Annotated in this window: 22 protein-coding genes, 1 tRNA gene and 1 pseudogene; 23 read left to right on the top strand and 1 reads right to left on the bottom strand. The window is 69.7% G+C overall.

What is annotated here, in order from left to right; genetic code table 11:
* A pseudogene (locus ABZ896_RS18545) lies at window positions 1–91 on the top strand (ATP-binding protein); the annotation flags it as partial.
* Window positions 92–164: 73 nt separating this feature from the next.
* Here the strand turns inward: ABZ896_RS18545 and ABZ896_RS18540 are convergent.
* A tRNA-Arg gene (locus ABZ896_RS18540) sits at window positions 165–236 on the bottom strand.
* 119 nt (window positions 237–355) lie between these two features.
* Here ABZ896_RS18540 and ABZ896_RS18535 point away from each other — a divergent pair.
* The 22 genes from ABZ896_RS18535 to atpA all read left to right on the top strand — a co-directional run bounded on the left by ABZ896_RS18535 (window position 356) and on the right by atpA (window position 24,599).
* Window positions 356–865, top strand: coding sequence for a response regulator (locus tag ABZ896_RS18535; protein WP_360929552.1), 510 nt, complete (start codon window positions 356–358; stop codon window positions 863–865).
* A 96-nt stretch (window positions 866–961) separates the two neighbouring features.
* Window positions 962–2,062 (top strand): ArgS-related anticodon-binding protein NrtL, encoded by a 1,101-nt coding sequence (gene nrtL, locus ABZ896_RS18530; protein WP_360929535.1) that lies wholly within the window; start codon window positions 962–964, stop codon window positions 2,060–2,062.
* Between the two features lie 12 nt (window positions 2,063–2,074).
* Window positions 2,075–3,466, top strand: a complete 1,392-nt coding sequence (lysA, locus tag ABZ896_RS18525; RefSeq protein ID WP_360929533.1) for a diaminopimelate decarboxylase — start codon at window positions 2,075–2,077, stop codon at window positions 3,464–3,466.
* 140 nt (window positions 3,467–3,606) lie between these two features.
* The gene (locus ABZ896_RS18520; RefSeq protein ID WP_360929530.1) at window positions 3,607–4,899 is read left to right on the top strand and encodes a homoserine dehydrogenase; all 1,293 of its coding nucleotides are present in this window, start codon (window positions 3,607–3,609) and stop codon (window positions 4,897–4,899) included.
* Between the two features lie 6 nt (window positions 4,900–4,905).
* A complete protein-coding gene (gene thrC, locus ABZ896_RS18515; protein WP_360929527.1) occupies window positions 4,906–5,964 on the top strand; it encodes a threonine synthase in 1,059 nt (352 codons plus the stop codon).
* Between the two features lie 236 nt (window positions 5,965–6,200).
* Complete coding sequence (gene thrB, locus ABZ896_RS18510) at window positions 6,201–7,130, top strand: homoserine kinase (RefSeq protein ID WP_360929524.1); 930 nt, start codon at window positions 6,201–6,203, stop codon at window positions 7,128–7,130.
* A gap of 423 nt (window positions 7,131–7,553) precedes the next feature.
* Window positions 7,554–9,605: a transcription termination factor Rho gene (rho, locus tag ABZ896_RS18505; protein WP_360929521.1), complete on the top strand. Its 2,052-nt coding sequence runs from the start codon at window positions 7,554–7,556 to the stop codon at window positions 9,603–9,605.
* 143 nt (window positions 9,606–9,748) lie between these two features.
* Window positions 9,749–11,527, top strand: coding sequence for a trypsin-like serine protease (locus ABZ896_RS18500; protein WP_360929547.1), 1,779 nt, complete (start codon window positions 9,749–9,751; stop codon window positions 11,525–11,527).
* Between the two features lie 206 nt (window positions 11,528–11,733).
* Window positions 11,734–12,819: an LCP family protein gene (locus tag ABZ896_RS18495; protein WP_360929518.1), complete on the top strand. Its 1,086-nt coding sequence runs from the start codon at window positions 11,734–11,736 to the stop codon at window positions 12,817–12,819.
* 130 nt (window positions 12,820–12,949) lie between these two features.
* Window positions 12,950–13,168 (top strand): 50S ribosomal protein L31, encoded by a 219-nt coding sequence (gene rpmE / locus ABZ896_RS18490; protein ID WP_059192332.1) that lies wholly within the window; start codon window positions 12,950–12,952, stop codon window positions 13,166–13,168.
* Window positions 13,169–13,275: 107 nt separating this feature from the next.
* Window positions 13,276–14,352: a peptide chain release factor 1 gene (gene prfA / locus ABZ896_RS18485; RefSeq protein WP_360929515.1), complete on the top strand. Its 1,077-nt coding sequence runs from the start codon at window positions 13,276–13,278 to the stop codon at window positions 14,350–14,352.
* A gap of 39 nt (window positions 14,353–14,391) precedes the next feature.
* Complete coding sequence (gene prmC, locus ABZ896_RS18480; RefSeq protein ID WP_360929512.1) at window positions 14,392–15,237, top strand: peptide chain release factor N(5)-glutamine methyltransferase; 846 nt, start codon at window positions 14,392–14,394, stop codon at window positions 15,235–15,237.
* Between the two features lie 52 nt (window positions 15,238–15,289).
* A complete protein-coding gene (locus ABZ896_RS18475; RefSeq protein ID WP_360929509.1) occupies window positions 15,290–15,937 on the top strand; it encodes an L-threonylcarbamoyladenylate synthase in 648 nt (215 codons plus the stop codon).
* Window positions 15,934–16,614: a protein-tyrosine-phosphatase gene (locus tag ABZ896_RS18470; RefSeq protein ID WP_360929507.1), complete on the top strand. Its 681-nt coding sequence runs from the start codon at window positions 15,934–15,936 to the stop codon at window positions 16,612–16,614. The genes ABZ896_RS18475 and ABZ896_RS18470 overlap by 4 nt, the downstream gene beginning before the upstream one ends.
* Window positions 16,615–16,733: 119 nt before the next feature.
* Window positions 16,734–17,975 (top strand): serine hydroxymethyltransferase, encoded by a 1,242-nt coding sequence (gene glyA, locus ABZ896_RS18465; protein WP_360929504.1) that lies wholly within the window; start codon window positions 16,734–16,736, stop codon window positions 17,973–17,975.
* Window positions 17,976–18,104: 129 nt separating this feature from the next.
* Window positions 18,105–19,403: an MraY family glycosyltransferase gene (locus ABZ896_RS18460; RefSeq protein ID WP_360929501.1), complete on the top strand. Its 1,299-nt coding sequence runs from the start codon at window positions 18,105–18,107 to the stop codon at window positions 19,401–19,403.
* A 309-nt stretch (window positions 19,404–19,712) separates the two neighbouring features.
* Window positions 19,713–20,126, top strand: a complete 414-nt coding sequence (locus ABZ896_RS18455; protein ID WP_360929498.1) for a hypothetical protein — start codon at window positions 19,713–19,715, stop codon at window positions 20,124–20,126.
* 273 nt (window positions 20,127–20,399) lie between these two features.
* Window positions 20,400–21,170, top strand: coding sequence for a F0F1 ATP synthase subunit A (gene atpB, locus ABZ896_RS18450; RefSeq protein WP_360929544.1), 771 nt, complete (start codon window positions 20,400–20,402; stop codon window positions 21,168–21,170).
* Window positions 21,171–21,246: 76 nt separating this feature from the next.
* Complete coding sequence (locus tag ABZ896_RS18445) at window positions 21,247–21,483, top strand: F0F1 ATP synthase subunit C (RefSeq protein ID WP_186284969.1); 237 nt, start codon at window positions 21,247–21,249, stop codon at window positions 21,481–21,483.
* Between the two features lie 39 nt (window positions 21,484–21,522).
* The gene (locus ABZ896_RS18440; RefSeq protein WP_360929494.1) at window positions 21,523–22,071 is read left to right on the top strand and encodes a F0F1 ATP synthase subunit B; all 549 of its coding nucleotides are present in this window, start codon (window positions 21,523–21,525) and stop codon (window positions 22,069–22,071) included.
* Window positions 22,068–22,883, top strand: a complete 816-nt coding sequence (locus tag ABZ896_RS18435; protein ID WP_360929491.1) for a F0F1 ATP synthase subunit delta — start codon at window positions 22,068–22,070, stop codon at window positions 22,881–22,883. The genes ABZ896_RS18440 and ABZ896_RS18435 overlap by 4 nt, the downstream gene beginning before the upstream one ends.
* Before the next feature lie 126 nt (window positions 22,884–23,009).
* A complete protein-coding gene (atpA, locus tag ABZ896_RS18430) occupies window positions 23,010–24,599 on the top strand; it encodes a F0F1 ATP synthase subunit alpha (protein WP_360929488.1) in 1,590 nt (529 codons plus the stop codon).
* The last annotated feature ends 11 nt before the right edge of the window (window positions 24,600–24,610 follow it).

Genomic DNA, 24,610 nt, shown 5'->3' with positions numbered 1-24,610 from the left:
GGTCGGCACGGTCAGCGAGACGGAACCCCTGCGCACCGAGGAGCTCATCACCGAGGCGAGCGTCGGCGTGGACGACCAGGCGGGAGTCAGTGAGACTGACTCCGGCCCTCTCAAGTCGGCATACATGCTGGTCAGGGCGTGATTCTTACTGGTTGACCGGCGAGTGCCCACGGCAGGATTCGAACCTGCGCACACGGTTCCGGAGACCGTTGCTCTATCCCCTGAGCTACGCGGGCGGGTCGGCTGAGCTGGTTGCTCGCGGCGACGTGTAGAACACTACCAGCTTCGTCGGGGTGTTCATGAACGGGTTTCCGTGCCCGCGGAGGAGCGGCCCGGTACCCCCTGCGGGGTGGAAGTGGGGAAAACCCGGACGCGGTGGCCGGTCCGCACCTACTCTCGAGTTGTGCCAGGCGCGTCGGGCCGGGTGCTTGTTGTGGACGACAACAAGGTCATCCGGCAGTTGATCAGGGTCAATCTCGAGCTGGAGGGTCTCGAGGTCGTGACCGCGGCCGATGGTGTCGAGTGTCTGGATGTCGTTCATCAGGTGCGGCCCGATGTAGTGACACTTGATGTGGTTATGCCCCGACTCGACGGGCTGCGGACGGCCGCTCGGCTGCGTTCCGACCCCCGGACCTCCCACCTCCCCCTCGCCATCGTCAGCGCCTGCACCCAGCACGAGGTCGACAGCGGTCTCGACGTCGGCGTCGACGCCTTCCTCGCCAAGCCCTTCGAGCCCTCCGAACTCGTCCGGCTCGTCCGGCAGTTGATCGAGCGGAGCGGTACCCCGCGGAGTACCGACGGATCCTCCGTCCAGGACGTCCTCGCCACGGGAGAGGCCGAGCGAGCCGGTCGCGCCGGCGGCTGAGCCTCCCGCAAGAAGGCGACAGGACGGCGTCCACATGCCGGAACCCCGCCCAAACCGACTCGCCTACCCACCCCCCTCCTCCCCTACGCTGGTCCCGTGACCCCCGTCGAGCTCTCCCGTACCGTGCTGCGCGCGGTCCGTCGTGCTGTCGACGACGGGGAGCTGGACGTCCCCGTGCCGGAGCGGGCCGCCATCACGCCCCCCGGACCCGGCGGCTGCGGTGACTACGCCACCAACGTGGCCCTCCAGCTCGCCCGGCCGGCCAAGCAGCCGCCGCTGCGGGTCGCCGAGGTCCTGCGGAAGCGTCTCGCCCACAGCGACGGCATCGGTGACGTCGTCGTCACCGGCCCCGGCTTCCTCAACATCAGCCTGCGCCACAACAGCCAGGACGCTCTGGGACGGGAGATCCTGCGGCTCGGGCGGCGGTACGGCCATGCCGAGCGGCCCACCGGACAACTCGTGCAGCTTCACGCCCCGCACGAGGTCCGCGCCGTCGTCGTCATGGACGCCCTCGCCCGCATCCTCCGTTCGCAGGGCGCCCTCGTCCGCACCAGCTGCGTCGGCAGGCCGGACCCCGAGTGGGTCCGCGTCCTCGGCGCCGACGTCGACGCGTACGGCACCCCCGAGGCGCCCGCCCCCCTCGACATCAACGTACGGCCCGTGCCGGCCGCCCCCGGCGACCCCCTCGCCCTCGGTCGTGACGCCGGCCGCTGGGCCCTGCTCCACCCCGCCGCCCACGACCGGCCCCGGATCACCCCCGACCACCTGGTCCAGCGCGAGGGCAACCCCCTCTTCCGCGTCCGCTACGCCCACGCCCGCACCCGGGCCCTCAGCCGCAACGCCGCCGACCTGGGCTTCGACGCCGAGCCCGGCGACACGGCCGTACAAGACACAGCCGTACAGGACACGGCCGTACAGGAAACCCCCGTACCCCAAGCGAAGGCCCTCGCAGACGCCCTCGCCGATCACCCCCGCGTCCTCGCGCAAGCCGCCGCGCACCACGCCCCCGACCGGCTCGCCCGGCATCTCGTCACCGTCGCCGATGCCCTCGCGCCCCTGCTGCCCGCCGTGCTGCCGCGTGGTGCGGAGAAACCCTCGGCCGCCCACCGTGCCCGGCTCGCGCTCGCCGAAGCCGCCGGGGCGGTGCTGGCCGGTGGCCTCACCCTGCTCGGCATCGACGCACCCGAACACCTCTGAAAGACGACAAAGATGAGCCGTTCCGCACACCCCGCCGGGCCCCGCCACGCCGACGTCCTGCCCGAGGGCCACTACGCCGCCCCGCCCGCCGACCTCAACACCCTCGACCCCAAGGTCTGGGCCCAGACGGTCGGCCGGAACGACGACGGCGTCGTCACCGTCGGCGGCATCGACGTCAAGACCCTCGCCGAGGAGCACGGCACCCCCGCCTACGTCGTCGACGAGGCCGACTTCCGGGCACGCGCGCGTGCGTGGCGTACCGCCTTCGGGCATGACGCCGACGTCTTCTACGCCGGCAAGGCGTTCCTCTCCCGGGCCGTCGTGCGCTGGCTGCACGAAGAGGGCCTCAACCTCGACGTCTGCTCCGGCGGCGAACTCGCCACCGCCCTCTCCGCCGGCATGCCCGCCGACCGCATCGCCTTCCACGGCAACAACAAGTCCAAGGAAGAGATCACCCGGGCCGTCGAGAACGGGGTCGGGCGGATCGTCCTCGACTCCTTCCAGGAGATCGTCCGCGTCGCGCACATCGCCCAGAGTCTGGGCAAGCGCCAGCGGGTCCAGATCCGCATCACCGTCGGCGTCGAGGCGCACACCCACGAGTTCATCGCCACCGCCCACGAGGACCAGAAGTTCGGCATCCCGCTGGCCGGCGGACAGGCCGCCGAGGCCGTGCGGCGGGCGCTCAAGCTCGACGGGCTCGAACTCATCGGGATCCACTCCCACATCGGTTCGCAGATCTTCGACATGTCCGGCTTCGAGGTCGCGGCCCACCGCGTGGTCGGGCTGCTCAAGGACATCCGCGACGAGCACGGCGTCGAGCTGCCCGAGATCGACCTCGGCGGCGGGCTGGGCATCGCGTACACCAGCGACGACGACCCCCGCGAGCCGCACGAGATCGCCAAGGCGCTCACCGAGATCGTGACGAGGGAGTGCGAGGCCGCCAAGCTGCGCACGCCCCGGATCTCCGTCGAACCGGGGCGCGCCATCGTCGGCCCGACCGCCTTCACGCTCTACGAGGTCGGCACCCTCAAGCCCCTCGACGGACTGCGCACCTACGTCTCCGTCGACGGCGGCATGTCGGACAACATCCGCACCGCGCTCTACGACGCCGAGTACACCGTCGCCCTGGTGTCCAGGACGAGTGACGCCGAGCCCATGCTCGCCCGCGTCGTCGGCAAGCACTGCGAGAGCGGCGACATCGTCGTGAAGGACGCGTTCCTGCCCGCCGACCTGGCACCGGGTGACCTCATCGCCGTACCGGCGACGGGCGCCTACTGCCGGTCCATGGCCAGCAACTACAACCACGTCCTGCGCCCGCCGGTCGTCGCCGTGCACGAGGGCGAGTCCCGGGTCATCGTCCGCCGCGAGACGGAGGAGGACCTGCTGCGGCTCGACGTCGGCTGAGAACAACAGAGGTGGAAGATCTACGGTCTTCCACCCCCGTACAAATGAAATAGATGTCTCATCATCCGGACGAGGGGCAGAAACTCCCGTCCGGTGAGTGAGACTGGTCCCACCGTGACGGTATGAGGAAACGAGGTCGGATGATGCGTACGCGTCCGCTGAAGGTGGCGCTGCTGGGCTGTGGGGTTGTCGGCTCAGAGGTGGCGCGCATCATGACGACGCACGCCGACGACCTCGCCGCCCGGATCGGCGCCCCCGTGGAGCTCGCGGGCGTCGCGGTACGGCGGCCCTCCAAGGTCCGTGAGGGCATCGACCCGGCCCTCGTCACCACCGACGCGACCGCCCTCGTCAAACGCGGGGACATCGACGTCGTCGTCGAGGTCATCGGCGGTATCGAGCCCGCCCGCTCCCTCATCACCACCGCCTTCGAGCACGGCGCGTCGGTCGTCTCCGCGAACAAGGCGCTCCTCGCCCAGGACGGCGCCGCGCTGCACGCGGCCGCCCAACAGCAGGGCAAGGACCTCTACTACGAGGCCGCCGTCGCCGGTGCCATCCCGCTGATCCGCCCGCTGCGCGAATCCCTCGCCGGCGACAAGGTCAACCGCGTGCTGGGGATCGTCAACGGCACGACGAACTTCATCCTCGACAAGATGGACTCCACGGGCGCCGGTTACCAGGAGGCCCTCGACGAGGCCACCGCGCTCGGGTACGCGGAGGCCGACCCGACCGCCGACGTCGAGGGCTTCGACGCCGCCGCCAAGGCAGCGATCCTCGCCGGTATCGCCTTCCACACGCGCGTGCGTCTCGACGACGTCTACCGCGAGGGCATGACCGAGGTCACCGCCGCCGACTTCGCCTCCGCGAAGAACATGGGCTGCACCATCAAGCTGCTCGCGATCTGCGAGCGCGCCGAGGACGGCCAGTCCGTCACCGCGCGCGTGCACCCCGCGATGATCCCGCTCAGCCACCCGCTGGCGTCCGTGCGCGGCGCCTACAACGCCGTGTTCGTCGAGTCCGACGCCTCCGGCCAGCTGATGTTCTACGGCCCGGGCGCGGGCGGCGCCCCCACCGCCTCCGCCGTCCTCGGCGACCTCGTCGCCGTCTGCCGCAACCGCCTCAGCGGTACGACCGGTCCGGGCGAGTCCGCGTACACCGCCCTCCCCGTCTCGGGCATGGGCGAGGTCGTCACGCGCTACCACATCAGCCTCGACGTGGCCGACAAACCGGGTGTTCTCGCCCAGGTGGCCACCGTGTTCGCCGAGCACGGCGTGTCCATCGATACGGTTCGCCAGCAGGGCAAGGACGGCGAGGCCTCTCTCGTCGTCGTCACGCACCGCGCGTCCGACGCCTCCCTGTCCGGGACCGTCGAGGCGTTGCGCAAGCTCGACACCGTGCGGGGTGTCGCCAGCATCATGCGGGTTGAAGGAGAGTAACCAGCAATGACCCACCAGTGGCGCGGAATCATCGAGGAGTACCGGGACCGGCTGCCCGTCTCCGACACCACGCCGGTCGTGACGCTCCGCGAGGGCGGCACGCCGCTCGTGCCCGCGCAGGTGCTCTCCGAGCGCACCGGGTGCGAGGTCCACCTCAAGGTGGAGGGCGCGAACCCGACGGGGTCCTTCAAGGACCGCGGTATGACCATGGCCATCACGCGGGCCAAGGAGGAGGGCGCGAAGGCGGTCATCTGCGCCTCCACCGGCAACACCTCGGCCTCCGCCGCCGCCTACGCCGTCCGCGCGGGCATGGTCTGTGCCGTGCTCGTCCCGCGGGGAAAGATCGCGCTCGGCAAGATGGGCCAGGCCCTCGTGCACGGCGCGAAGATCCTCCAGGTCGACGGCAACTTCGACGACTGCCTCACCCTGGCCCGCTCGCTGAGCGACAACTACCCGGTGGCGCTGGTCAATTCGGTCAACCCGGTGCGCATCGAGGGCCAGAAGACGGGCGCCTTCGAGATCGTCGACATGCTCGGCGACGCGCCCGACATCCACGTCCTGCCCGTCGGCAACGCCGGCAACATCACGGCGTACTGGAAGGGCTACAAGGAGTACGCCGCCGACGGCATCGCCGCCAAGACGCCCCGGATGTGGGGCTTCCAGGCCTCCGGCAGCGCCCCGATCGTGCGCGGCGAGATCGTCAAGGACCCCTCGACGATCGCCACCGCCATCCGCATCGGCAACCCCGCGTCCTGGAAGTTCGCGCTGGCCGCGCAGGAGGAGTCCGGCGGGTTCATCGACGAGGTGACGGACCGTGAGATCCTGCGCGCCTACCGGCTGTTGGCCGCGCAGGAGGGCGTCTTCGTGGAGCCCGCCTCCGCCGCCTCCGTGGCCGGTCTGCTGAAGGCCGCCGAGCAGGGCAAGGTCGACCCGGGCCAGAAGATCGTGTGCACGGTCACCGGCAACGGCCTCAAGGACCCCGACTGGGCCGTCGCCGGCGCCCCGCAGCCGGTCACCGTGCCGGTCGACGCGGCGACCGCGGCCGAGCGCCTCGGGCTCGCGTAGCCGCGACGGAGCGACATCCCTACAGGGGGTGCACAGGGGGCTTACGACACGCATCGTGCGCCTCCTGTGCGCCCTATGTCGCCACAGAACCTTCCTTCGATAGGCTGTAGTGAACCCGCCCCCTGCATATGCCTCCACGTATGGCAGGGAGCCGCGTATTCTCCGCGGCCTGAGGGTTTCCCGACACTCATCGAACGTCTTCGACAGCCCCGTAGTCCAAGGAGAGTCATCGAGAGATGGCCGGTCCAGCCTTCCGCGCCGCCGCCGTCCGGGTGCGCGTCCCCGCCACCAGTGCCAACCTCGGCCCGGGCTTCGATGCCTTCGGCCTCTCGCTGGGGCTCTACGACGACGTGGTCGTCCGGGTGGCCGACTCCGGACTGCACATCGACATCGCGGGGGAGGGCAGCGAGACGCTCCCGCGTGACGAGAGCCACCTTCTCGTACGCTCCCTGCGCACCGCCTTCGACCTGCTGGGCGGCCAGCCGCGCGGCCTGGAGATCGTCTGCGCCAACCGCATCCCGCACGGCCGGGGCCTCGGCTCCTCCTCCGCCGCCATCTGCGCCGGAATCGTCGCCGCGCGCGCGGTGACCATAGGCGGGGAGCCGAAGCTCGACGACACCGCCCTGCTGGAGCTGGCCACCGAGATCGAGGGCCACCCCGACAACGTGGCGGCCTGTCTGCTCGGCGGTTTCACGCTCTCCTGGATGGAGGCCGGTGCCGCCCGGGCGATCAGGATGGAGCCCGCCGGTTCCATCGTTCCGGTGGTTTTCGTGCCCGCGAAGCCGCTGCTCACCGAGACCGCGCGCGGACTGCTCCCGCGCACCGTGCCGCATGTCGACGCCGCCGCCAACGCCGGCCGTGCCGCGCTGCTCGTCGAGGCCCTCACCCGGCGCCCCGAGCTGCTGCTGCCGGCCACCGAGGACCGTCTGCACCAGGAGTACCGCGCCCCGGCCATGCCGGAGAGCGCCGCGCTGGTGGAGCGGCTGCGGGCCGACGGGGTCCCCGCGGTGATCTCGGGAGCCGGACCCACCGTGCTCGCGCTGGCCGACCCGGACAGCGCCGACAAGGTGGCCCATCTGGCGGGCGAGGGCTGGGCGGCCAACCGGCTCGACCTCGACGCCCAGGGCGCGAGCGTGCTGCCGCTGGCAGCGGCCCATGACATCTGACCGCGACATGGAAAGCCGGCGGCGTGTGCCGGATTTCGAGAGGGGGAATGTTTGTTGGATCCGGTAGTGTTAATCTCAAGTCTGCACCCGACCCCACCATGGCGAGGTGCTTCACGTCCCCGTCCGGGACAGACATTCTTCCGGGAGCCTCCCAAGCCGCGCTGTGCTTCGTACGACGTACATGGGCAGTACCTCGTACGCGGGCACTGAGCGACTTGCCGGGCACGCTCCGGAACCGGTGCGACCAAGCCGCATGACACGGACACTCAGTGCCACGGCTGTCGGAAGCGCCGTCACCACATTCCTCCGCCGCTTAGGCGGACCACCGCCCCGGCTCGGTCCACAAGGATGGGACCGACGTCGGACAGCACAAACGGTCGCCGAGCCAGACAGGCCGACGTCCGCTCCAGGGAAGGACCCTTCGTGAGCGACACCACCGATCTGATGGGCGCACGTGTCGAGGAGACCGCTGCCGCGCCCGACACGGACGCCTCCGCGCCTGCCAGCGGTGCCGGCTCCCGGCGGCGCCGCGGTACCGGCCTCGAGGGCATGGTGCTGGCCGAGCTGCAGCAGGTCGCATCGGGCCTCGGTATCAAGGGCACGGCGCGTATGCGCAAGAGCCAGCTGATCGAGGTCATCAAGGAGGCGCAGGCGGGAGGTGGGGCTCCGGCCGCGAAGACCGCGTCTTCCCCCGCCGGGGACGCCGCCGAGACCAAGCCGAAGCGCCGTGCCACCTCCAAGGCCCGCACCGGCGAGGCCGCCGAGGCGAAGGCGGAGGCCAAGGCCGAGGCGCCCGCCGAGAAGGCCGTGGCCCAGCAGCAGATCGAGATCCCCGGCCAGCCGGCCGCCGAGCGCGGGGCGGACGAGGCGCCCGCCGAGCGCCGTCGCCGCCGTGCGACCGCCGAGGCCGGTGCCCCCGCGGGCAGCACCGAGACGATCGTGGCCGAGGCGAAGAGCGAGCCGAAGGCCGAGACGCCCGCGCAGGGCCAGTCGCAGTCGCAGGGCGATGCCGGTGACGGCGAGGGCCGTGGCCGCCGCGACCGCCGTGACCGCGGCCGGGACCGCGGTGAGCGCGGCGACCGTGGTGAGCGGGGCGACCGCGGCGACCGCCGCAAGAGCGACGACCAGCAGGGTCAGGGCGGCCAGCGCGGTCAGCAGCAGAACCAGCAGCAGGGCGGCGGCCGTCAGGACCGTCAGCAGCGCGACAACGGCCCGCAGGATGACGACGACTTCGACGGCGGACGCCGTGGCCGTCGCGGCCGCTACCGGGACCGCCGCGGCCGTCGCGGCCGTGACGAGATCGGCGGCGCCGGTGAGCCGCAGCTCACCGACGACGACGTCCTGATCCCCGTCGCGGGCATCCTGGACATCCTCGACAACTACGCCTTCATCCGTACGTCGGGCTACCTGCCCGGCCCCAACGACGTGTACGTCTCCCTCGCCCAGGTCCGCAAGAACGGCCTGCGCAAGGGCGACCACGTCACCGGTGCCGTGCGCCAGCCCAAGGAGGGCGAGCGCCGCGAGAAGTTCAACGCGCTGGTCCGGCTGGACTCCGTCAACGGCATGGCACCCGAATCCGGGCGTGGGCGGCCGGAGTTCAACAAGCTGACGCCGCTGTACCCGCAGGACCGGCTCCGTCTGGAGACGGACCCGGGCATCCTCACCACCCGCATCATCGACCTCGTCGCGCCGATCGGTAAGGGCCAGCGCGGTCTGATCGTGGCCCCGCCGAAGACCGGCAAGACCATGATCATGCAGGCGATCGCCAACGCGATCACGCACAACAACCCCGAGTGCCACCTGATGGTCGTCCTGGTCGACGAGCGTCCGGAAGAGGTCACCGACATGCAGCGGTCGGTCAAGGGCGAGGTCATCTCCTCGACCTTCGACCGCCCGGCCGAGGACCACACCACGGTCGCCGAGCTCGCCATCGAGCGCGCCAAGCGCCTGGTGGAGCTGGGCCACGACGTGGTCGTGCTGCTCGACTCGATCACGCGTCTGGGCCGTGCGTACAACCTCGCCGCGCCCGCCTCCGGCCGCATCCTCTCCGGTGGTGTCGACTCGACCGCCCTGTACCCCCCGAAGCGCTTCTTCGGCGCGGCCCGCAACATCGAGGACGGCGGCTCGCTGACCATCCTCGCCACCGCGCTGGTGGACACCGGGTCCCGCATGGACGAGGTCATCTTCGAGGAGTTCAAGGGCACCGGCAACGCCGAGCTCAAGCTCGACCGCAAGCTCGCCGACAAGCGCATCTTCCCGGCGGTGGACGTGGACGCGTCCGGCACCCGCAAGGAAGAGATCCTGCTCGGCAACGAAGAGCTGGCGGTCGTGTGGAAGCTGCGCCGGGTGCTGCACGCGCTCGACCAGCAGCAGGCGATCGAGCTGCTCCTCGACAAGATGAAGCAGACCAAGTCGAACGTCGAGTTCCTGATGCAGATCCAGAAGACGACGCCGACGCCGGGCAACGGCGACTGACCGACGCCTTCCTGAAGGGCCGCCTCCGGTTTTCCCGGGGGCGGCCCTTTCGTTGTCACACCCCCGGGTTACGATCACGCCCTTCGGTCACGTTTTCGACCGCGAACTTCTGATCCCTTGGGGGGACTTGCGTGGGCACACCCATGTCCGGAGGGCGGTTCAGACGGCGCATACGCGTCGCGCTGCCCCTCGCCGTCGCGGCGGCGCTGCTCGGTACCTCGGCGAACGCCGCGACCGTCACGCCCGAGCCGCAGGCGCCCGTCGCCGCCACCACCTCGCCCTCGCAGGCCGAGCTGACGCGGCGGGTCGTCGCCGCCATGGCCGCGGACGACACCTCCGGCACCCCGACCCGCTCGACGATGAGCAGCAGCGGTACCGCCACCACCGCCACCACCGTCTCGCCGATGATCATCGGCGGTACGACGACCACCATCACCTCGGCCCCGTGGATGGCCCAGCTCTGGTACACCGACGACAAGGGCACCACCGACACCAGCGACGACACCGGGTTCTTCTGCGGCGGCGCCGTCGTCGCGCCGACGAAGATCCTCACCGCCGCGCACTGCGTCAAGGGCGCCGACTGGGCCAAGGGCGGCGCGGTGGTCACCGGCACCGCACAGCTGCCCTCCGACGACGGGGACCTGCACGGCGGCACCGTCAGCGCCGTACAGCGGCAGTGGTACCACCCGTCGTACAACGCGGACACCATCGACAACGACATCGCCGTCCTGACCCTGGCGAGCCCCGTCAAGGCCACGCCGATCCGGATGACGACGAACACCGACACCGGCTCCTACGCCTCCGGCACCAAGGCCACGGTGTACGGCTGGGGCCGCACCAGCTCCACCAGCGACGACATCTCGCAGACGCTGAAGACGGCCACCCTGCCGGTCAAGTCGGACGCCACCTGCGTGGCCGCCTACGGCTCCTGGTTCATCAAGGGGCACATGGTCTGCGCGGGCGCCCCGGCCACCGGCAGCGACACCGGGACGAACGCCATCTGCAGCGGCGACTCCGGCGGCCCGCTCGTCGTGAACGGCCGGATCGTCGGCGTCGTCTCCTGGAGCATCGAGGACTGCGTCGCCAAGGGCGCCTACAGCGTCTTCACCAAGGTCAGCGCGTACGTCGGCGCCGCCTACCCGCGCATCGACGACACCGACCTGAACTTCGACAACAAGGCCGACCTGTGGGTGCGCAAGTCGTCCACCAAGGTCGGCTACGAGAAGGACTCCAAGGGCACCTCCTTCGGCGCCAACGTCTCCTGGGGCGACTGGAGCGGGGTGAACCTGGTCCTGCAGACCGACCTCAACCGCGACGGCTTCCAGGACTTCGTCTACCGGGTCTCCTCCACCGGTGACATCTACTGGCTGCGCTTCAACCCGGCCACCAACGCCTGGGCCGACCCGAAGAAGATCTTCGGCGGCTGGAAGACCCGCACCCGGATCGTCGCCCCCGGGGACGTCACCGGCGACTACAAGCCCGACCTGCTCTCCGTCGACTCCTCGGGCGTCCTGTGGATCTACCCGGGCCGGGGCGACGGCACCTTCGCGACCCGGGTGAAGTTCGGCGGCGGCTGGAACCAGTACGACCAGCTGCGCGGCCACGGCGACTTCACCGGCGACGGCCGGGCCGACCTGATCGCCCGCAGCAGGAGCACCGGCGACATGTACCTGTACAAGGGCACCGGCAAGTCCGGTACGGGCGCCTTCGCCGCGCGGATCAAGGTGCGCAACGCCTGGACCGCGTACAACGCCTTCGACGCGGTCGGGGACGTCACCGGTGACGGCAGGGCCGACTTCCTGGCCCGTACGCCCGGCGGCACGCTCTACCTGTACAAGGGCACCGGCAAGGCTTCCAGCGAGATCTTCGCCACAAGGATCCAGGTCGGCACCGGCTACCAGCAGTTCGACATTTTCGGCTGAAATCGCTGGTGAGCGGGGCTTGCCCCGGTTCGTCCGTCACGCGCTGTGGCCATCGGTGCACCCGGTGGTCACAGCGCGTTGTGCAACCCTTTCCCGAGTTTCCCCGTCTGACCAGGCGGGGCGAACATGGTGCGGTACGGGTCTTTTGCGACCACGTCTGACCCTGAAAGCAGGGGGTAACCGACCGATCGGGACAAGAGGAGCACATGTCAGCCGAGAGCCGCGGCCCAGGCCGCCGTCGTAAGCCACGCAGCAAGGGCCGCAAGGGGCTGTTGATCACGGCCTGGGTCGCCGCGGGCATCGTCGTGCTGGGCGGCACCGGTGCCGGCTACCTCTACTTCAAGCTCAACGGCAACATCAAGAGCGTCGACATCGACTCCGCGCTGGGCACCGCCCGGCCGGTCAAGGTCGACAACGGCTCCGAGAACATCCTGGTCCTCGGCTCGGACTCGCGCTCCGGCTCCAACAAGAAGCTCGGCGGCGGCACCGACGACGGCAGCGCCCGCTCGGACACCGCGATGATCGTGCACGTCTACGAGGGCCACAAGAAGGCGAGCGTGGTCTCCATACCGCGCGACACCCTCATAGACCGGCCCGAGTGCACCGACACCGACGGCGAGGTGCACCGGGCGGCTTCCGGCGTGATGTTCAACTCCGCGTACACCACCGGCGGGGCCGCCTGCGCGGTCAAGACCGTCGAGTCCCTGACCGGTATCCGCATGGACCACTACCTGGAAGTCGACTTCAGCGGCTTCGAGAAGCTCGTCGACGAACTCGGCGGGGTCACGGTCACCACGACCAAGGACATCAAGGACTCCGACAGCCATCTGAACCTCAAGGCCGGCACCCACAAGCTCGACGGCGAGCAGGCCCTCGGCCTGGTCCGCACCCGGCACGGCGTGGGCGACGGCTCCGACCTCGGCCGGATCCAGCTCCAGCAGGCCTTCATCAAGGCGCTGGTCCAGCAGGTCAGGGAGGTCGGGCTGCTGACCAGCCCGAAGAAGCTGTACGACCTCGCCGACACCGCGACCAAGGCGGTCACCACCGACTCCGACCTGGGCTCGGTCAACTCCCTGGTCTCCTTCGCGACCGGCCTCAAGGGCATCGGCCCGTCCCACATGACGATGATCACGATGCCGGTCCAGTACGACCCGGCCGACCCGAACCGCGTGATCGTCCAGGAGACGAAGGCGAAGCAGGTCTGGACGGCGCTGCGGAACGACCGGGCGATCCCGAAGACGGCGACCGAGGGAACGGCCACGGGCCAGGCGAAGGGTGTCGTGACGCCCTGAGGAATATCTCGCGGTGCCCCCTCGTTTTGGGGGATGGCGCCAGTCCTGGCAGACTGGTACGTCGGCCCCGGTTCACGCCCCCGCATCCCGCGGCAGGCGACCCGGTGCCCTCCCGAAACTAGGAGACACCTTGAAGCGCGAGATTCACCCCGAGTACGTCGAGACGCAGGTCAGCTGCACCTGTGGCGCGTCGTTCACCACCCGGAGCACCATCACCAGCGGCACCATCCGTGCCGAGGTCTGCTCCGAGTGCCACCCGTTCTACACGGGCAAGCAGAAGATCCTCGACACCGGTGGCCGTGTGGCCCGCTTCGAGGCCCGCTTCGGCAAGGCTGCTGCCAAGAAGTAGCGAGCCCCAATCCGCCGGTCCACGGTCGCGCCCCCTCCCAGGGCGCACCGGGACCGGCGTTTTTGGTCGCCCGCCTTTTCCCTTCATCGCAGTACAGGAGCCCAGAGATGTTCGAGGCCGTCGAGGAACTGGTCACTGAGCACGCCGACCTGGAGAAGAAGCTCGCCGATCCCTCGGTCTTCGCCGACCAGGCCAACGCGCGCAAGCTCAACAAGCGCTATGCCGAGCTCACCCCGATCGTCGCCACGTACCGCTCCTGGAAGCAGCTCGGGGACGACATCGAGACCGCGCGCGAGTTCGCCCACGACGACCCGGACTTCGCGGCCGAGGTCAAGGACCTCACCGAGCAGCGCGAGGGCGTGACCGAGAAGCTGCGGCTCCTGCTGGTCCCGCGCGACCCGAGCGACGACAAGGACGTCATCCTGGAGATCAAGGCGGGCGCCGGCGGCGACGAGTCCGCGCTGTTCGCCGGTGACCTCCTGCGGATGTACCTGCGGTACGCGGAGCGGGTCGGCTGGAAGACCGAGATCATCGACGCCACCGAGTCCGAGCTGGGCGGCTACAAGGACGTCCAGGTCGCCGTGAAGACCAAGGGCGGCCAGGGCGCCACCGAGCCGGGCCAGGGCGTCTGGGCCCGGCTGAAGTACGAGGGCGGGGTGCACCGCGTGCAGCGGGTGCCGGCGACCGAGTCGCAGGGCCGTATCCACACGAGCGCCGCGGGTGTCCTGGTCACGCCGGAGGCCGAGGAGGTCGACGTCGAGATCAACCCCAACGACCTCCGGATCGACGTCTACCGCTCCTCCGGGCCCGGCGGGCAGTCCGTCAACACGACCGACTCCGCCGTGCGCATCACGCACATTCCCACCGGAGTCGTCGCCTCCTGCCAGAACGAGAAGAGCCAGCTGCAGAACAAGGAGCAGGCCTTGCGTATCCTGCGCTCCAGGCTGCTCGCGGCGGCGCAGGAGGAGGCGGAGCGGGAGGCCGCCGACGCCCGCCGCAGCCAGGTCCGCACCGTCGACCGCTCCGAGAAGATCCGCACGTACAACTTCCCGGAGAACCGCATCTCGGACCACCGCGTCGGCTTCAAGTCGTACAACCTGGACCAGGTCCTGGACGGCGACCTCGACGCGGTGATCCAGGCCTGCGTCGACGCGGACTCGGCGGCGAAGCTGGCGGCCGCATAACAGGCACGGCACGGACGAGTACCACCACGGAGGACTTGCGTGAACCTGCTGCTCGCAGAGGTGGCACAGGCCACCCAGCGGCTGGCCGACGCCGGCGTGCCCTCGCCGCGCAACGACGCGGAGGAGCTCGCCGCGTTCGTGCACGGCGTGAAGCGGGGCGCGCTGCACTCCGTGAAGGACGCGGACTTCGACGCCCGCTACTGGGAGGTCATCGCCCGCCGTGAGCAGCGCGAGCCGCTCCAGCACATCACCGGGCTCGCCTACTTCCGCTACCTCGAACTCCAGGTGGGCCCGGGCGTGTTCGTGCCCCGGCCCGAGACCGAGTCCGTGGTCGGCTGGGCCATAGACGCGGTGCGCGCGATGGACGTCGTCGAGCCGTGCATCGTCGACCTGTGCACCGGCTCCGGCGCCATCGCGCTCGCCCTCGCCCAGGAGGTCCCGCGCTCCCGCGTGCACGCCGTGGAGCTGTCCGAGGAAGCCCTCCGGTGGACCCGTAAGAACGTCGAGGGATCGCGGGTCGACCTGCGCCAGGGCAACGCGCTCGACGCCTTCCCCGACCTCGACGGCCATGTCGACCTGGTCATCTCCAACCCGCCCTACATCCCGCTCACCGAGTGGGAGTACGTCGCCCCCGAGGCCCGGGACTACGATCCCGAACTCGCCCTGTTCTCCGGCGAGGACGGCCTCGACCTCATCCGCGGTCTGGAACGCACCGCGCACCGGCTCCTGCGCCCCGGCGGCGTGGTCGTCATCGAGCACGCCGACACCCAGGGCGGCCAGGTGCCGTGGATCTTCACCGAGGAGCGGGGCTGGGCCGACGCGGCCGACCACCCCGACCTCAACAACCGCCCCCGGTTCGCGACCGCCCGCAGGGCGATGCCGTGAGCCACATCCCGCAGACTTCGAAGCAGTACGTGTACGAGGAGGCCCGCTAGACATGGCTCGGCGATACGACACCAACGACGCGACCGACCGCACGACCGGTCTGCGCGAGGCCGCGTCCGCCGTCCGCCGTGGCGAGCTCGTGGTCCTCCCGACCGACACGGTGTACGGCATCGGCGCGGACGCGTTCTCCTCGGAGGCCGTCGGCGACCTGCTGGAGGCCAAGGGCCGGGGCCGCAACATGCCCAGCCCCGTCCTGATCGGCTCCCCGAACACCCTGCACGGCCTTGTCACCGACTTCTCCGAGATGGCCTGGGAGCTGGTCGACGCCTTCTGGCCGGGCGCGCTCACCCTCGTCGCCAAGCACCAGCCGTCCCTCCAGTGGGACCTGGGCGACACGAGGGGCACGGTGGCCGTCCGGATGCCCCTCCACCCCGTCGCCATCGAGCTGCTGACCGAGGTCGGCCCCATGGCGGTCTCCTCCGCCAACCTCACGGGACACCCCTCGCCGGAGGACTGCGACGCCGCGCAGGAGATGCTCGGCGACTCCGTCTCCGTCTACCTCGACGGCGGCCCCACTCCCGGCAACATCCCCTCCTCGATCGTCGACGTCACCCGCGAGGTGCCCCTGCTCCTGCGCGCGGGCGCGATCTCCGCCGAGGAGCTGCGGAAGGTCGTCCCCGACCTCGAGGTGGCGAATTGACGGCCCCTGACGCGGGGCGTGGCATAGGCAACGGGGAACGCGCGGCGGAGATCACGACGACCTTCGTGGGACTTCCGCGTGACAGCTTCCGCATCCTCCACGTCAGCACCGGCAACGTCTGCCGCTCGCCGATCACCGAGCGGCTGACCCGGCATTTCGTGACGCAGCGGCTCGGTGTGCTCGGTGGCGGGCTGATCGTGGAGAGCGCGGGGACCTGGGGTCACGAGGGCGCGCCCATGGAGGCGAACGCGGAGGCCGTGCTCGCCGAGTTCGGCGCGGACACCTCCGGGTTCGTCGGACGGGAGCTGCTCGACGAGCACGTCATCATGGCCGACCTCGTGCTGACCGCGACCCGCGACCACCGTCAGCAGGTCATCTCCATGGGCCATTCGGCGGGGCTGCGCACCTTCACCCTGAAGGAGTTCACCCGCCTGGTGAACGCGATCGACCCGGCGACCCTGCCGCCCCTGGAGGAGGGCCTGGTGGTCCGCGCCCGCGCGCTGGTCCGTGCGGCGGCGGCGCTGCGCGGCTGGCTGCTGGCCCCGACGGCCGAGGCGGACGAGGTCTACGATCCCTACGGCGCCCCTCTGACCTTCTTCCGCTCCATCGGCGACGAGATAAACCAGGCCCTGGATCCGGTGGTCACGGCCCTGACGGGGGTACCGGCCCGCATGTAGGGGCCGCCGGCGGGGGTGCCTGCACACATGCAGCGGCCCGCACGGGCGTAACACCGGGCATCCCCGACAACCCCGGCCTACATTGGGTGTACGTCATTGTCGACGCCCCGGAGCCCACCATGTCGGTCATTCATGCGCCCCAGACCGCCGACGTCCTGCGGCGGCAGGACCCCGAGCTGGCCGAGGTGCTGCTCGGGGAGCTCGACCGGCAGTCGTCCTCCCTCCAGCTGGTCGCCGCCGAGAACTTCTGCTCGCCCGCCGTGCTGGCCGCGCTCGGCTCGCCGCTCGCCAACAAGTACGCCGAGGGGTATCCGGGCGCCCGCCACCACGGCGGCTGCGAGATCGTCGACGTCGCCGAACGCCTCGCCGTCGAGCGGGCCACGTCCCTGTTCGGCGCCGAACACGCCAACGTCCAGGCCCACTCCGGCTCTTCGGCGGTCCTCGCCGCGTACGCGGCCCTGCTGCGCCCCGGCGACACCGTCCTCGCCCTCGGCCTGCCCTACGGCGGCCACCTCACGCACGGCTCGCCCGCCAACTTCTCCGGCCGCTGGTTCGACTTCGTCCCCTACGGCGTCGACGCCGAGACCGGGATCATCGACCACGAGCAAGTGCGCATGCTGGCCGTCAACCACCGGCCCAAGGCCATCGTCTGCGGTTCCATCGCCTACCCCCGGCACATCGACTACGCCTACTTCCGGGACGTGGCCGACGAGGTGGGCGCGTACCTCATCGCCGACGCCGCCCACCCCATCGGGCTCGTCGCCGGGGGAGCGGCGCCCAGTCCGGTGCCGTACGCCGATGTCGTCTGCGCCACCACCCACAAGGTGCTGCGCGGCCCGCGCGGCGGCATGATCCTGTGCGGCGCGGAGCTCGCCGAGCGGGTGGACCGGGCCGTCTTCCCCTTCACCCAGGGCGGCGCCCAGATGCACACCATCGCCGCCAAGGCGGTCGCGTTCGGGGAGGCGGCAACACCGGCCTTCGCCGCGTACGCCCATCAGGTGGTCGCCAACGCACGGGTCCTGGCGGCCGGGCTCGCGGGGGAGGGGTTCGTGGTCACCACGGGCGGGACCGACACCCATCTCCTGACGGTCGACCCGGCGCCCCTCGGCGTCGACGGACGCACCGCGCGGGGCCGGCTCGCGGCCGCCGGAATGGTCCTCGACTGCTGCGCCCTGCCCCACGCCGACCTGCGCGGACTGCGCCTGGGCACGGCCGCCGTGACCACCCAGGGCATGGGCGAGCCGGAGATGGCGCGGATCGCCGCGCTGCTCGCGGGGGTGGTGCGTGGAGAGGCGGAGACCGCGAAGGCACGTGAAGAAGTACGGGATCTCGTCGACGGATTTCCGCCGTATCCCCGCTGAACGGGGGTAGGCGCACCTGCGTGCACAGGCACACGTGCAACCATCGTCGCTACCCGGAAGTCCACATCCATATGCGTCCGTCGCTAGGGTGTGTGGCTGAGATGGCCAGCGAGACCTGTGGGGAAGCCTGTGCGTGAATACCTGCTGACGCTCTGCATCACGGCCGCGGTGACGTATCTGCTGACAGGGCCGGTACGGAAGTTCGCGATCGTGGCCGGAGCGATGCCGGAGATTAGGGCCCGTGACGTGCACCGGGAACCGACTCCGAGGCTCGGCGGTATCGCCATGTTCTTCGGCCTGTGCGCGGGCCTGCTGGTCGCCGACCACCTCACCAACCTCAACGAGGTCTTCGCCAAGTCGAACGAGCCCCGGGCGCTGCTCAGCGGTGCCGCGCTGATCTGGCTGATCGGTGTGCTGGACGACAAGTTCGAGATCGACGCCCTCATCAAGCTCGGCGGCCAGATGATCGCCGCCGGTGTGATGGTCATGCAGGGTCTGACGATCCTGTGGCTGCCGATCCCGGGTGTCGGCTCGGTCGCGCTGACCCAGTGGCAGGGCACCCTGCTCACCGTCGCGCTGGTCGTCATCACCATCAACGCGGTGAACTTCGTCGACGGTCTCGACGGCCTCGCCTCCGGCATGGTCTGCATCGCCGCCGGCGCGTTCTTCCTGTACGCCTACCGCATCTGGTACTCGTACGGCATCGAGGCGGCCGCCCCGGCCACGCTGTTCTCGGCGATCCTCATGGGCATGTGCCTGGGCTTCCTGCCGCACAACATGCACCCGGCGCGGATCTTCATGGGCGACTCCGGCTCGATGCTGATCGGCCTGGTCCTCGCGGCCGGCGCGATCTCCATCACCGGGCAGATCGACCCGGACGCGCTCCGGCTGTTCGCCGGGTCCGAGAAGGCGGCGGTGCACCAGACGGTCCCCGTCTACATCCCGCTGCTGCTGCCGCTGACCATCATCGCGGTGCCGGCCGCCGACCTGATCCTGGCGATCGTGCGGCGCACCTGGCGCGGCAAGTCGCCGTTCGCCGCGGACCGCGGGCATCTGCACCACCGGCTCCTGGAGATCGGCCACTCGCACAGCCGGGCGGTGCTGATCATGTACTTCTGGTCGGCGCTGATCGCCTTCGGCTCGCTCGCCTACTCCGTGAACTCCGCGTCCATGTGGATCGTCCTCGGTGTGGTGTTCTTCAGCGCGATCGGGCTCATCCTGTTGCTGCTGCCGCGCTTCACGCCGCGTGCGCCGATGTGGGCCCAGGCCGTCGTGCCGCCGCGCTACCGGCGTCGCCGCCCGGTGGTGCCGGAGCCGGTGGAACACCGGGCCCCGGTGGCGGCCGGAGTGTCCGGTGTCAACGGCGCGACGGCGCTGACCGCCCGTTCGCCGCTGCCGGAGAGGCGTAAAGCGGGAACCTCGCGCTGACGCCCAAGGTAAGAATCTGACTAAAGCATTGCCAACGCGTGGGACTCCGCCAGGCGGACAAAGCGCCCTTATAGCAGACAAGTCGACCGTGATTCCGCACAGACGCGCACCTTCACTCTCATGTGTGACAGCAGGCACACCTTCTAGGTAAAGACCGCATCAAATAGTTTGTGATACGGTTCACGAGAACCCCGGACAGAGCCGAAGGACCGTAGTGCGACGGTCTCTTGGCGCGAGGTCTCGACACTCGACCCGGGACTACGCTCGTCCATGACGACACCTGCCCCCTGTGAAAGCGGAGTTGCCGCCATGCCGTCCAATGACGCCCGGAACCTTCTGCAGACCGCCGTGCCCACGGCCGCGGTCGGCGCGGTCACCGTTGCCGTCAGCGGTGTGGTTGCCGGAGGCAAGGGCGCGATCGGAGCGGCCGTCGGCACCGTACTGGCCATCCTGTTCATGGGGATCGGCCTGTACGTCCTGCAGTGGACGGCAAAAACGCTCCCGCAGTTGTTCCAGGCCATGGGGCTGATGCTTTATGTCGCCCAGCTCCTGCTTCTCCTGATCTTCGTGGCCCTGTTCAAGGACACCACTCTTTTCAACCCGAGGGCGTTCGCACTCGCGCTGGTCCTGTCCACCGTCGTGTGGATGGCCGCGCAGGCGCGGGCGCACATGAAGGCCAAGATTTTTTACGTCGATCCCGAGAAAACCGGGTCCTCGTCGTGAGAGGTAGGGCCGGGATAAAGCCGTGCGAGATCTCCTGCTATCGTCCGGTGCCAACTGCGGCATCGCGGGCGCGGGCATCTGAGCTGACGCCTGCTCAATCGCGAGGCTTGATGCCCCCCTGCCGCCCCCACATCCGTCACACCAGTCCGGTGCCGAACCGCGGCCGCGTGCCGCGCCGACACAACGAGGTTGCCGAACCCATGCGTCACGCCGAAGGAGCCCGCGGTGAGTGCTGACCCGACCCAGCTCGCCTTTGAGTGGGATTGCCGCATCCTGTCCGACAACGGCTGTGGCTTCCCGGCTCCGGGCCTGCACTCGTTCCTCTTCAAGCCGATCGTCACGGTCGGCGGGTTCGAGTTCAACAAGGTGATGCTGCTCGCGCTGCTCACCACCCTGATCGTCGTCACCTTCTTCACGGTGGCGTTCGGCAAGGCCAAGGTCGTTCCCGGCAAGCTCCAGATGATCGGTGAGGCCGGCTACGACTTCGTCCGCCGCGGCATCGTCTACGAGACGCTCGGCAAGCGCGAGGGCGAGAAGTACGTCCCGCTCATGGTCTCGCTGTTCTTCTTCGTCTGGATCATGAACGTCTGGTCCGTGATCCCGCTGGCCCAGTTCCCGGTGTCGTCGATCATCGCCTTCCCCATCGTGCTGGCGGCCATCGTCTACATCACCTGGGTCTCGCTGACCTTCAAGAAGCACGGCTTCGTCGGCTTCTTCAAGAACGTCACCGGCTACGACAAGTCGCTCGGTGCGGTGCTGCCGCTCGTCATGGTCATCGAGTTCTTCTCGAACCTGCTGGTGCGGCCCTTCACGCACGCGGTCCGGCTCTTCGCCAACATGTTCGCCGGCCACCTGATGCTGGTCATGTTCACCGTCGCCTCCTGGTACCTGCTGAACGGCGCGATGATCCCGGCGGCCGGTGTCTCCTTCGTCATGACCATGGTCATGATCCTCTTCGAGCTCTTCGTGCAGGCCGTCCAGGCGTACGTCTTCGTGCTCCTCGCCTGCTCGTACATCCAGGGCGCTCTCGCCGAGCACCACTGAGCGCCACCCGCCCGCACACCCCCCAGTCGTCCGGTGGCCAACCCCCACCGGTCCGCAAAGAGAAGGAAGTTACAGCATGTCCGCTGTGCAGCTTGCCGCTGAGGTCTCCGGTTCCCTCGGTTCCATCGGCTACGGTCTCGCCGCCATCGGCCCCGGCGTCGGCGTCGGCATCATCTTCGGTAACGGCACCCAGGCCCTGGCCCGTCAGCCCGAGGCTGCCGGCCTGATCCGCGCCAACCAGATCCTCGGCTTCGCCTTCTGTGAGGCGCTCGCCCTCATCGGCATCGTTATGCCGTTCGTGTTCGGTAAGTAATCACCCCTTACCTGACACGTTTCGACGAAAGGCACTGATGTGATCGCCAACCTGGTACAGCTGGCGGCCGAGGAGGAGCAGAACCCGCTCGTTCCTCCGGGCCCCGAGCTGCTCGTCGGCACCATCGCCTTCGCCATCGTGTTCTTCTTCTTCTGGAAGAAGCTGCTCCCGACCATCAACAAGGTTCTGGAGGAGCGCCGCGAGGCGATCGAAGGCGGTATCGAGAAGGCCGAAGCCGCTCAGGTCGAGGCCCAGAGCGTCCTTGAGCAGTACAAGGCACAGCTCGCCGAAGCCCGGCACGAGGCCGCGCGGCTGCGCCAGGAGGCGCAGGAGCAGGGCGCCGAGCTCATCGCCGAGATGCGTGCCGAGGGCCAGCGGCAGCGCGAGGAGATCGTCGCCGCCGGCCACACGCAGATCGAGGCCGACCGCAAGGCCGCCGCTTCCGCGCTCCGCCAGGACGTCGGCAAGCTCGCCACCGACCTGGCCGGCAAGCTGGTCGGCGAGTCCCTCGAGGACCACGCCCGGCAGAGCCGTGTGATCGACCGCTTCCTCGACGAGCTCGAGGAGAAGGCCGAGGCGTCCCGATGAACGGAGCGAGCCGCGAGGCCCTGGCAGCCGCACGCGAGCGTCTCGACGCGCTGACGGACAACACGTCCGTGGACGCCGGCTCGCTCGCCGACGAGCTGGCCGCCGTCACCGCGCTGCTCGACCGCGAGGTGTCGCTGCGTCGGGTCCTGACCGACCCGGCGCAGCCCGGCGAGGCCAAGGCCGAACTGGCCCAGCGCCTGCTCGGTTCGCAGGTCGGCGGCCCCGCCGCGGACCTGGTCGCCGGCATGGTGCGCTCCCGCTGGTCGCAGTCGCGTGACCTGGTGGACGCGCTGGAGGAGCTGGCGAACCTCGCCGACCTCACCGGTGCGCAGCGGGCGGGCAAGCTCGACTCCGTCGAGGACGAGCTGTTCCGGTTCGGCCGGATCGTCACCTCGAACACCGAGCTGCGCGCCGCACTGACCAACCGCGCCGCCCCGGCGTCGGCCAAGGGCGAGCTGCTGCGCAGCCTGCTCGGCGGCCGGGCCGCCCAGGCGACCGAGCGTCTGGTCGCGCGCCTTGTCGCCGCGCCGCGGGGACGTAGCCTGGAGTCGGGCCTCGAGTCCCTGTCCAAGCTCGCCGCCGAGCGTCGCGAGCGCATGGTGGCCGTCGTCACCTCGGCGGTTCCGCTGAGCGACGGGCAGAAGCAGCGCCTGGGCGACGCCCTGGCGAAGCTCTACGGCCGCCGGATGCACCTCAACCTCGACGTGGACCCCGAGGTCCTCGGCGGGATCCGGGTGCTGGTCGGTGACGAGGTCATCAACGGCTCGATCGCGGACCGTATCGAGGACGCCGGCCGCCGCGTGGCGGGCTAGCAGCAACTTCATAGCAGTACGTACTTATCGACGGCCCTGGTTGGGCCGTACATGAAGAATCCTGGGGGTCGCCCCCAGACCCCCAAAGTGAAACTTCGGGCCCAACAAGGAGAGCAGGGAACCCAGATGGCGGAGCTCACGATCCGGCCGGAGGAGATCCGGGACGCGCTGGAGAACTTCGTCCAGTCGTACAAGCCGGACGCGGCCTCGCGCGAGGAGGTCGGTACGGTCACCCTTGCCGGCGACGGCATCGCGAAGGTCGAGGGTCTCCCCTCGGCCATGGCCAACGAACTGCTGAAGTTCGAGGACGGCACCCTCGGCCTCGCGCTCAACCTGGAAGAGCGCGAGATCGGCGCCATCGTCCTCGGTGAGTTCAGCGGCATCGAGGAGGGGCAGCCGGTCTCCCGTACCGGTGAGGTCCTCTCCGTGGCCGTCGGCGAGGGCTACCTCGGCCGTGTCGTCGACCCGCTCGGCAACCCGATCGACGGCCTCGGCGAGATCGAGACCACCGGCCGCCGCGCCCTGGAGCTGCAGGCTCCGGGCGTCATGGCCCGTAAGTCGGTGCACGAGCCGATGGAGACCGGCTACAAGGCCGTCGACGCGATGACCCCGGTCGGCCGCGGTCAGCGTCAGCTGATCATCGGTGACCGCCAGACCGGCAAGACCGCCCTGGCCGTCGACACGATCATCAACCAGCGCGACAACTGGCGCTCCGGCGACGTGAACAAGCAGGTCCGCTGCGTCTACGTCGCCATCGGCCAGAAGGGCTCGACCATCGCCTCCGTGCGGGGCGCCCTGGAAGAGGCCGGCGCGCTGGAGTACACGACCATCGTCGCCGCCCCGGCGTCCGACCCGGCCGGCTTCAAGTACCTGGCGCCGTACACCGGTTCGGCCATCGGCCAGCACTGGATGTACGAGGGCAAGCACGTCCTCATCATCTTCGACGACCTCTCGAAGCAGGCCGACGCCTACCGCGCCGTGTCCCTGCTGCTCCGTCGTCCGCCGGGGCGTGAGGCCTACCCGGGTGACGTCTTCTACCTGCACTCCCGTCTGCTGGAGCGCTGCGCGAAGCTCTCGGACGAGATGGGCAAGGGCTCGATGACCGGTCTGCCGATCGTCGAGACCAAGGCCAACGACGTCTCGGCGTTCATCCCGACCAACGTCATCTCCATCACCGACGGCCAGTGCTTCCTGGAGTCGGACCTCTTCAACGCCGGTCAGCGCCCCGCGCTGAACGTCGGTATCTCCGTCTCCCGAGTCGGTGGTTCCGCGCAGCACAAGGCGATGAAGCAGGTCGCCGGCCGCCTTCGTCTGGACCTCGCCCAGTACCGTGAGCTGGAGGCGTTCGCCGCCTTCGGTTCCGACCTGGACGCCGCCTCGAAGTCCCAGCTGGAGCGCGGTATGCGCCTGGTCGAGCTGCTCAAGCAGGCTCAGTACCAGCCGATGCCGACCGAGGACCAGGTCGTCTCCGTGTGGGCCGGCACCACCGGCAAGATGGACGACGTCCCGGTCAACGACATCCGCCGCTTCGAGAAGGAGCTGCTCGAGTACCTGCACCGCAAGGAGCAGGGCCTCATGACCTCCATCAAGGAGGGCGGCAAGATGTCGGACGACACCCTCACCGCTGTCGCCGACGCGATCGCCGAGTTCAAGAAGCAGTTCGAGACCTCGGACGGCAAGCTTCTCGGCGAGGACGCCCCGGCCGCGGCCAAGTGACGTAAGGAAGG

Source organism: Streptomyces sp. NPDC047072 (assembly GCF_040643855.1).
Lineage (GTDB): Bacteria > Actinomycetota > Actinomycetes > Streptomycetales > Streptomycetaceae > Streptomyces.
The sequence above is the reverse complement of the archived record's forward strand: the minus strand, read 5'-3'. Positions and strand labels throughout refer to the sequence as shown.

Excerpts from the sequence above, each read along its gene's own strand:
- prfA (WP_360929515.1), top strand. The coding sequence starts at position 13,276 with ATGTTCGAGGCCGTCGAGGAACTGGTCACTGAGCACGCCGACCTGGAG.
- ABZ896_RS18455 (WP_360929498.1), top strand. The coding sequence starts at position 19,713 with ATGCCGTCCAATGACGCCCGGAACCTTCTGCAGACCGCCGTGCCCACG.
- ABZ896_RS18435 (WP_360929491.1), top strand. The coding sequence starts at position 22,068 with ATGAACGGAGCGAGCCGCGAGGCCCTGGCAGCCGCACGCGAGCGTCTC.
- ABZ896_RS18445 (WP_186284969.1), top strand. The coding sequence starts at position 21,247 with ATGTCCGCTGTGCAGCTTGCCGCTGAGGTCTCCGGTTCCCTCGGTTCC.
- glyA (WP_360929504.1), top strand. The coding sequence starts at position 16,734 with ATGTCGGTCATTCATGCGCCCCAGACCGCCGACGTCCTGCGGCGGCAG.
- atpA (WP_360929488.1), top strand. The coding sequence starts at position 23,010 with ATGGCGGAGCTCACGATCCGGCCGGAGGAGATCCGGGACGCGCTGGAG.
- ABZ896_RS18475 (WP_360929509.1), top strand. The coding sequence starts at position 15,290 with ATGGCTCGGCGATACGACACCAACGACGCGACCGACCGCACGACCGGT.
- thrB (WP_360929524.1), top strand. The coding sequence starts at position 6,201 with ATGGCCGGTCCAGCCTTCCGCGCCGCCGCCGTCCGGGTGCGCGTCCCC.
- lysA (WP_360929533.1), top strand. The coding sequence starts at position 2,075 with ATGAGCCGTTCCGCACACCCCGCCGGGCCCCGCCACGCCGACGTCCTG.
- thrC (WP_360929527.1), top strand. The coding sequence starts at position 4,906 with ATGACCCACCAGTGGCGCGGAATCATCGAGGAGTACCGGGACCGGCTG.
- ABZ896_RS18495 (WP_360929518.1), top strand. The coding sequence starts at position 11,734 with ATGTCAGCCGAGAGCCGCGGCCCAGGCCGCCGTCGTAAGCCACGCAGC.
- ABZ896_RS18500 (WP_360929547.1), top strand. The coding sequence starts at position 9,749 with ATGTCCGGAGGGCGGTTCAGACGGCGCATACGCGTCGCGCTGCCCCTC.
- ABZ896_RS18520 (WP_360929530.1), top strand. The coding sequence starts at position 3,607 with ATGATGCGTACGCGTCCGCTGAAGGTGGCGCTGCTGGGCTGTGGGGTT.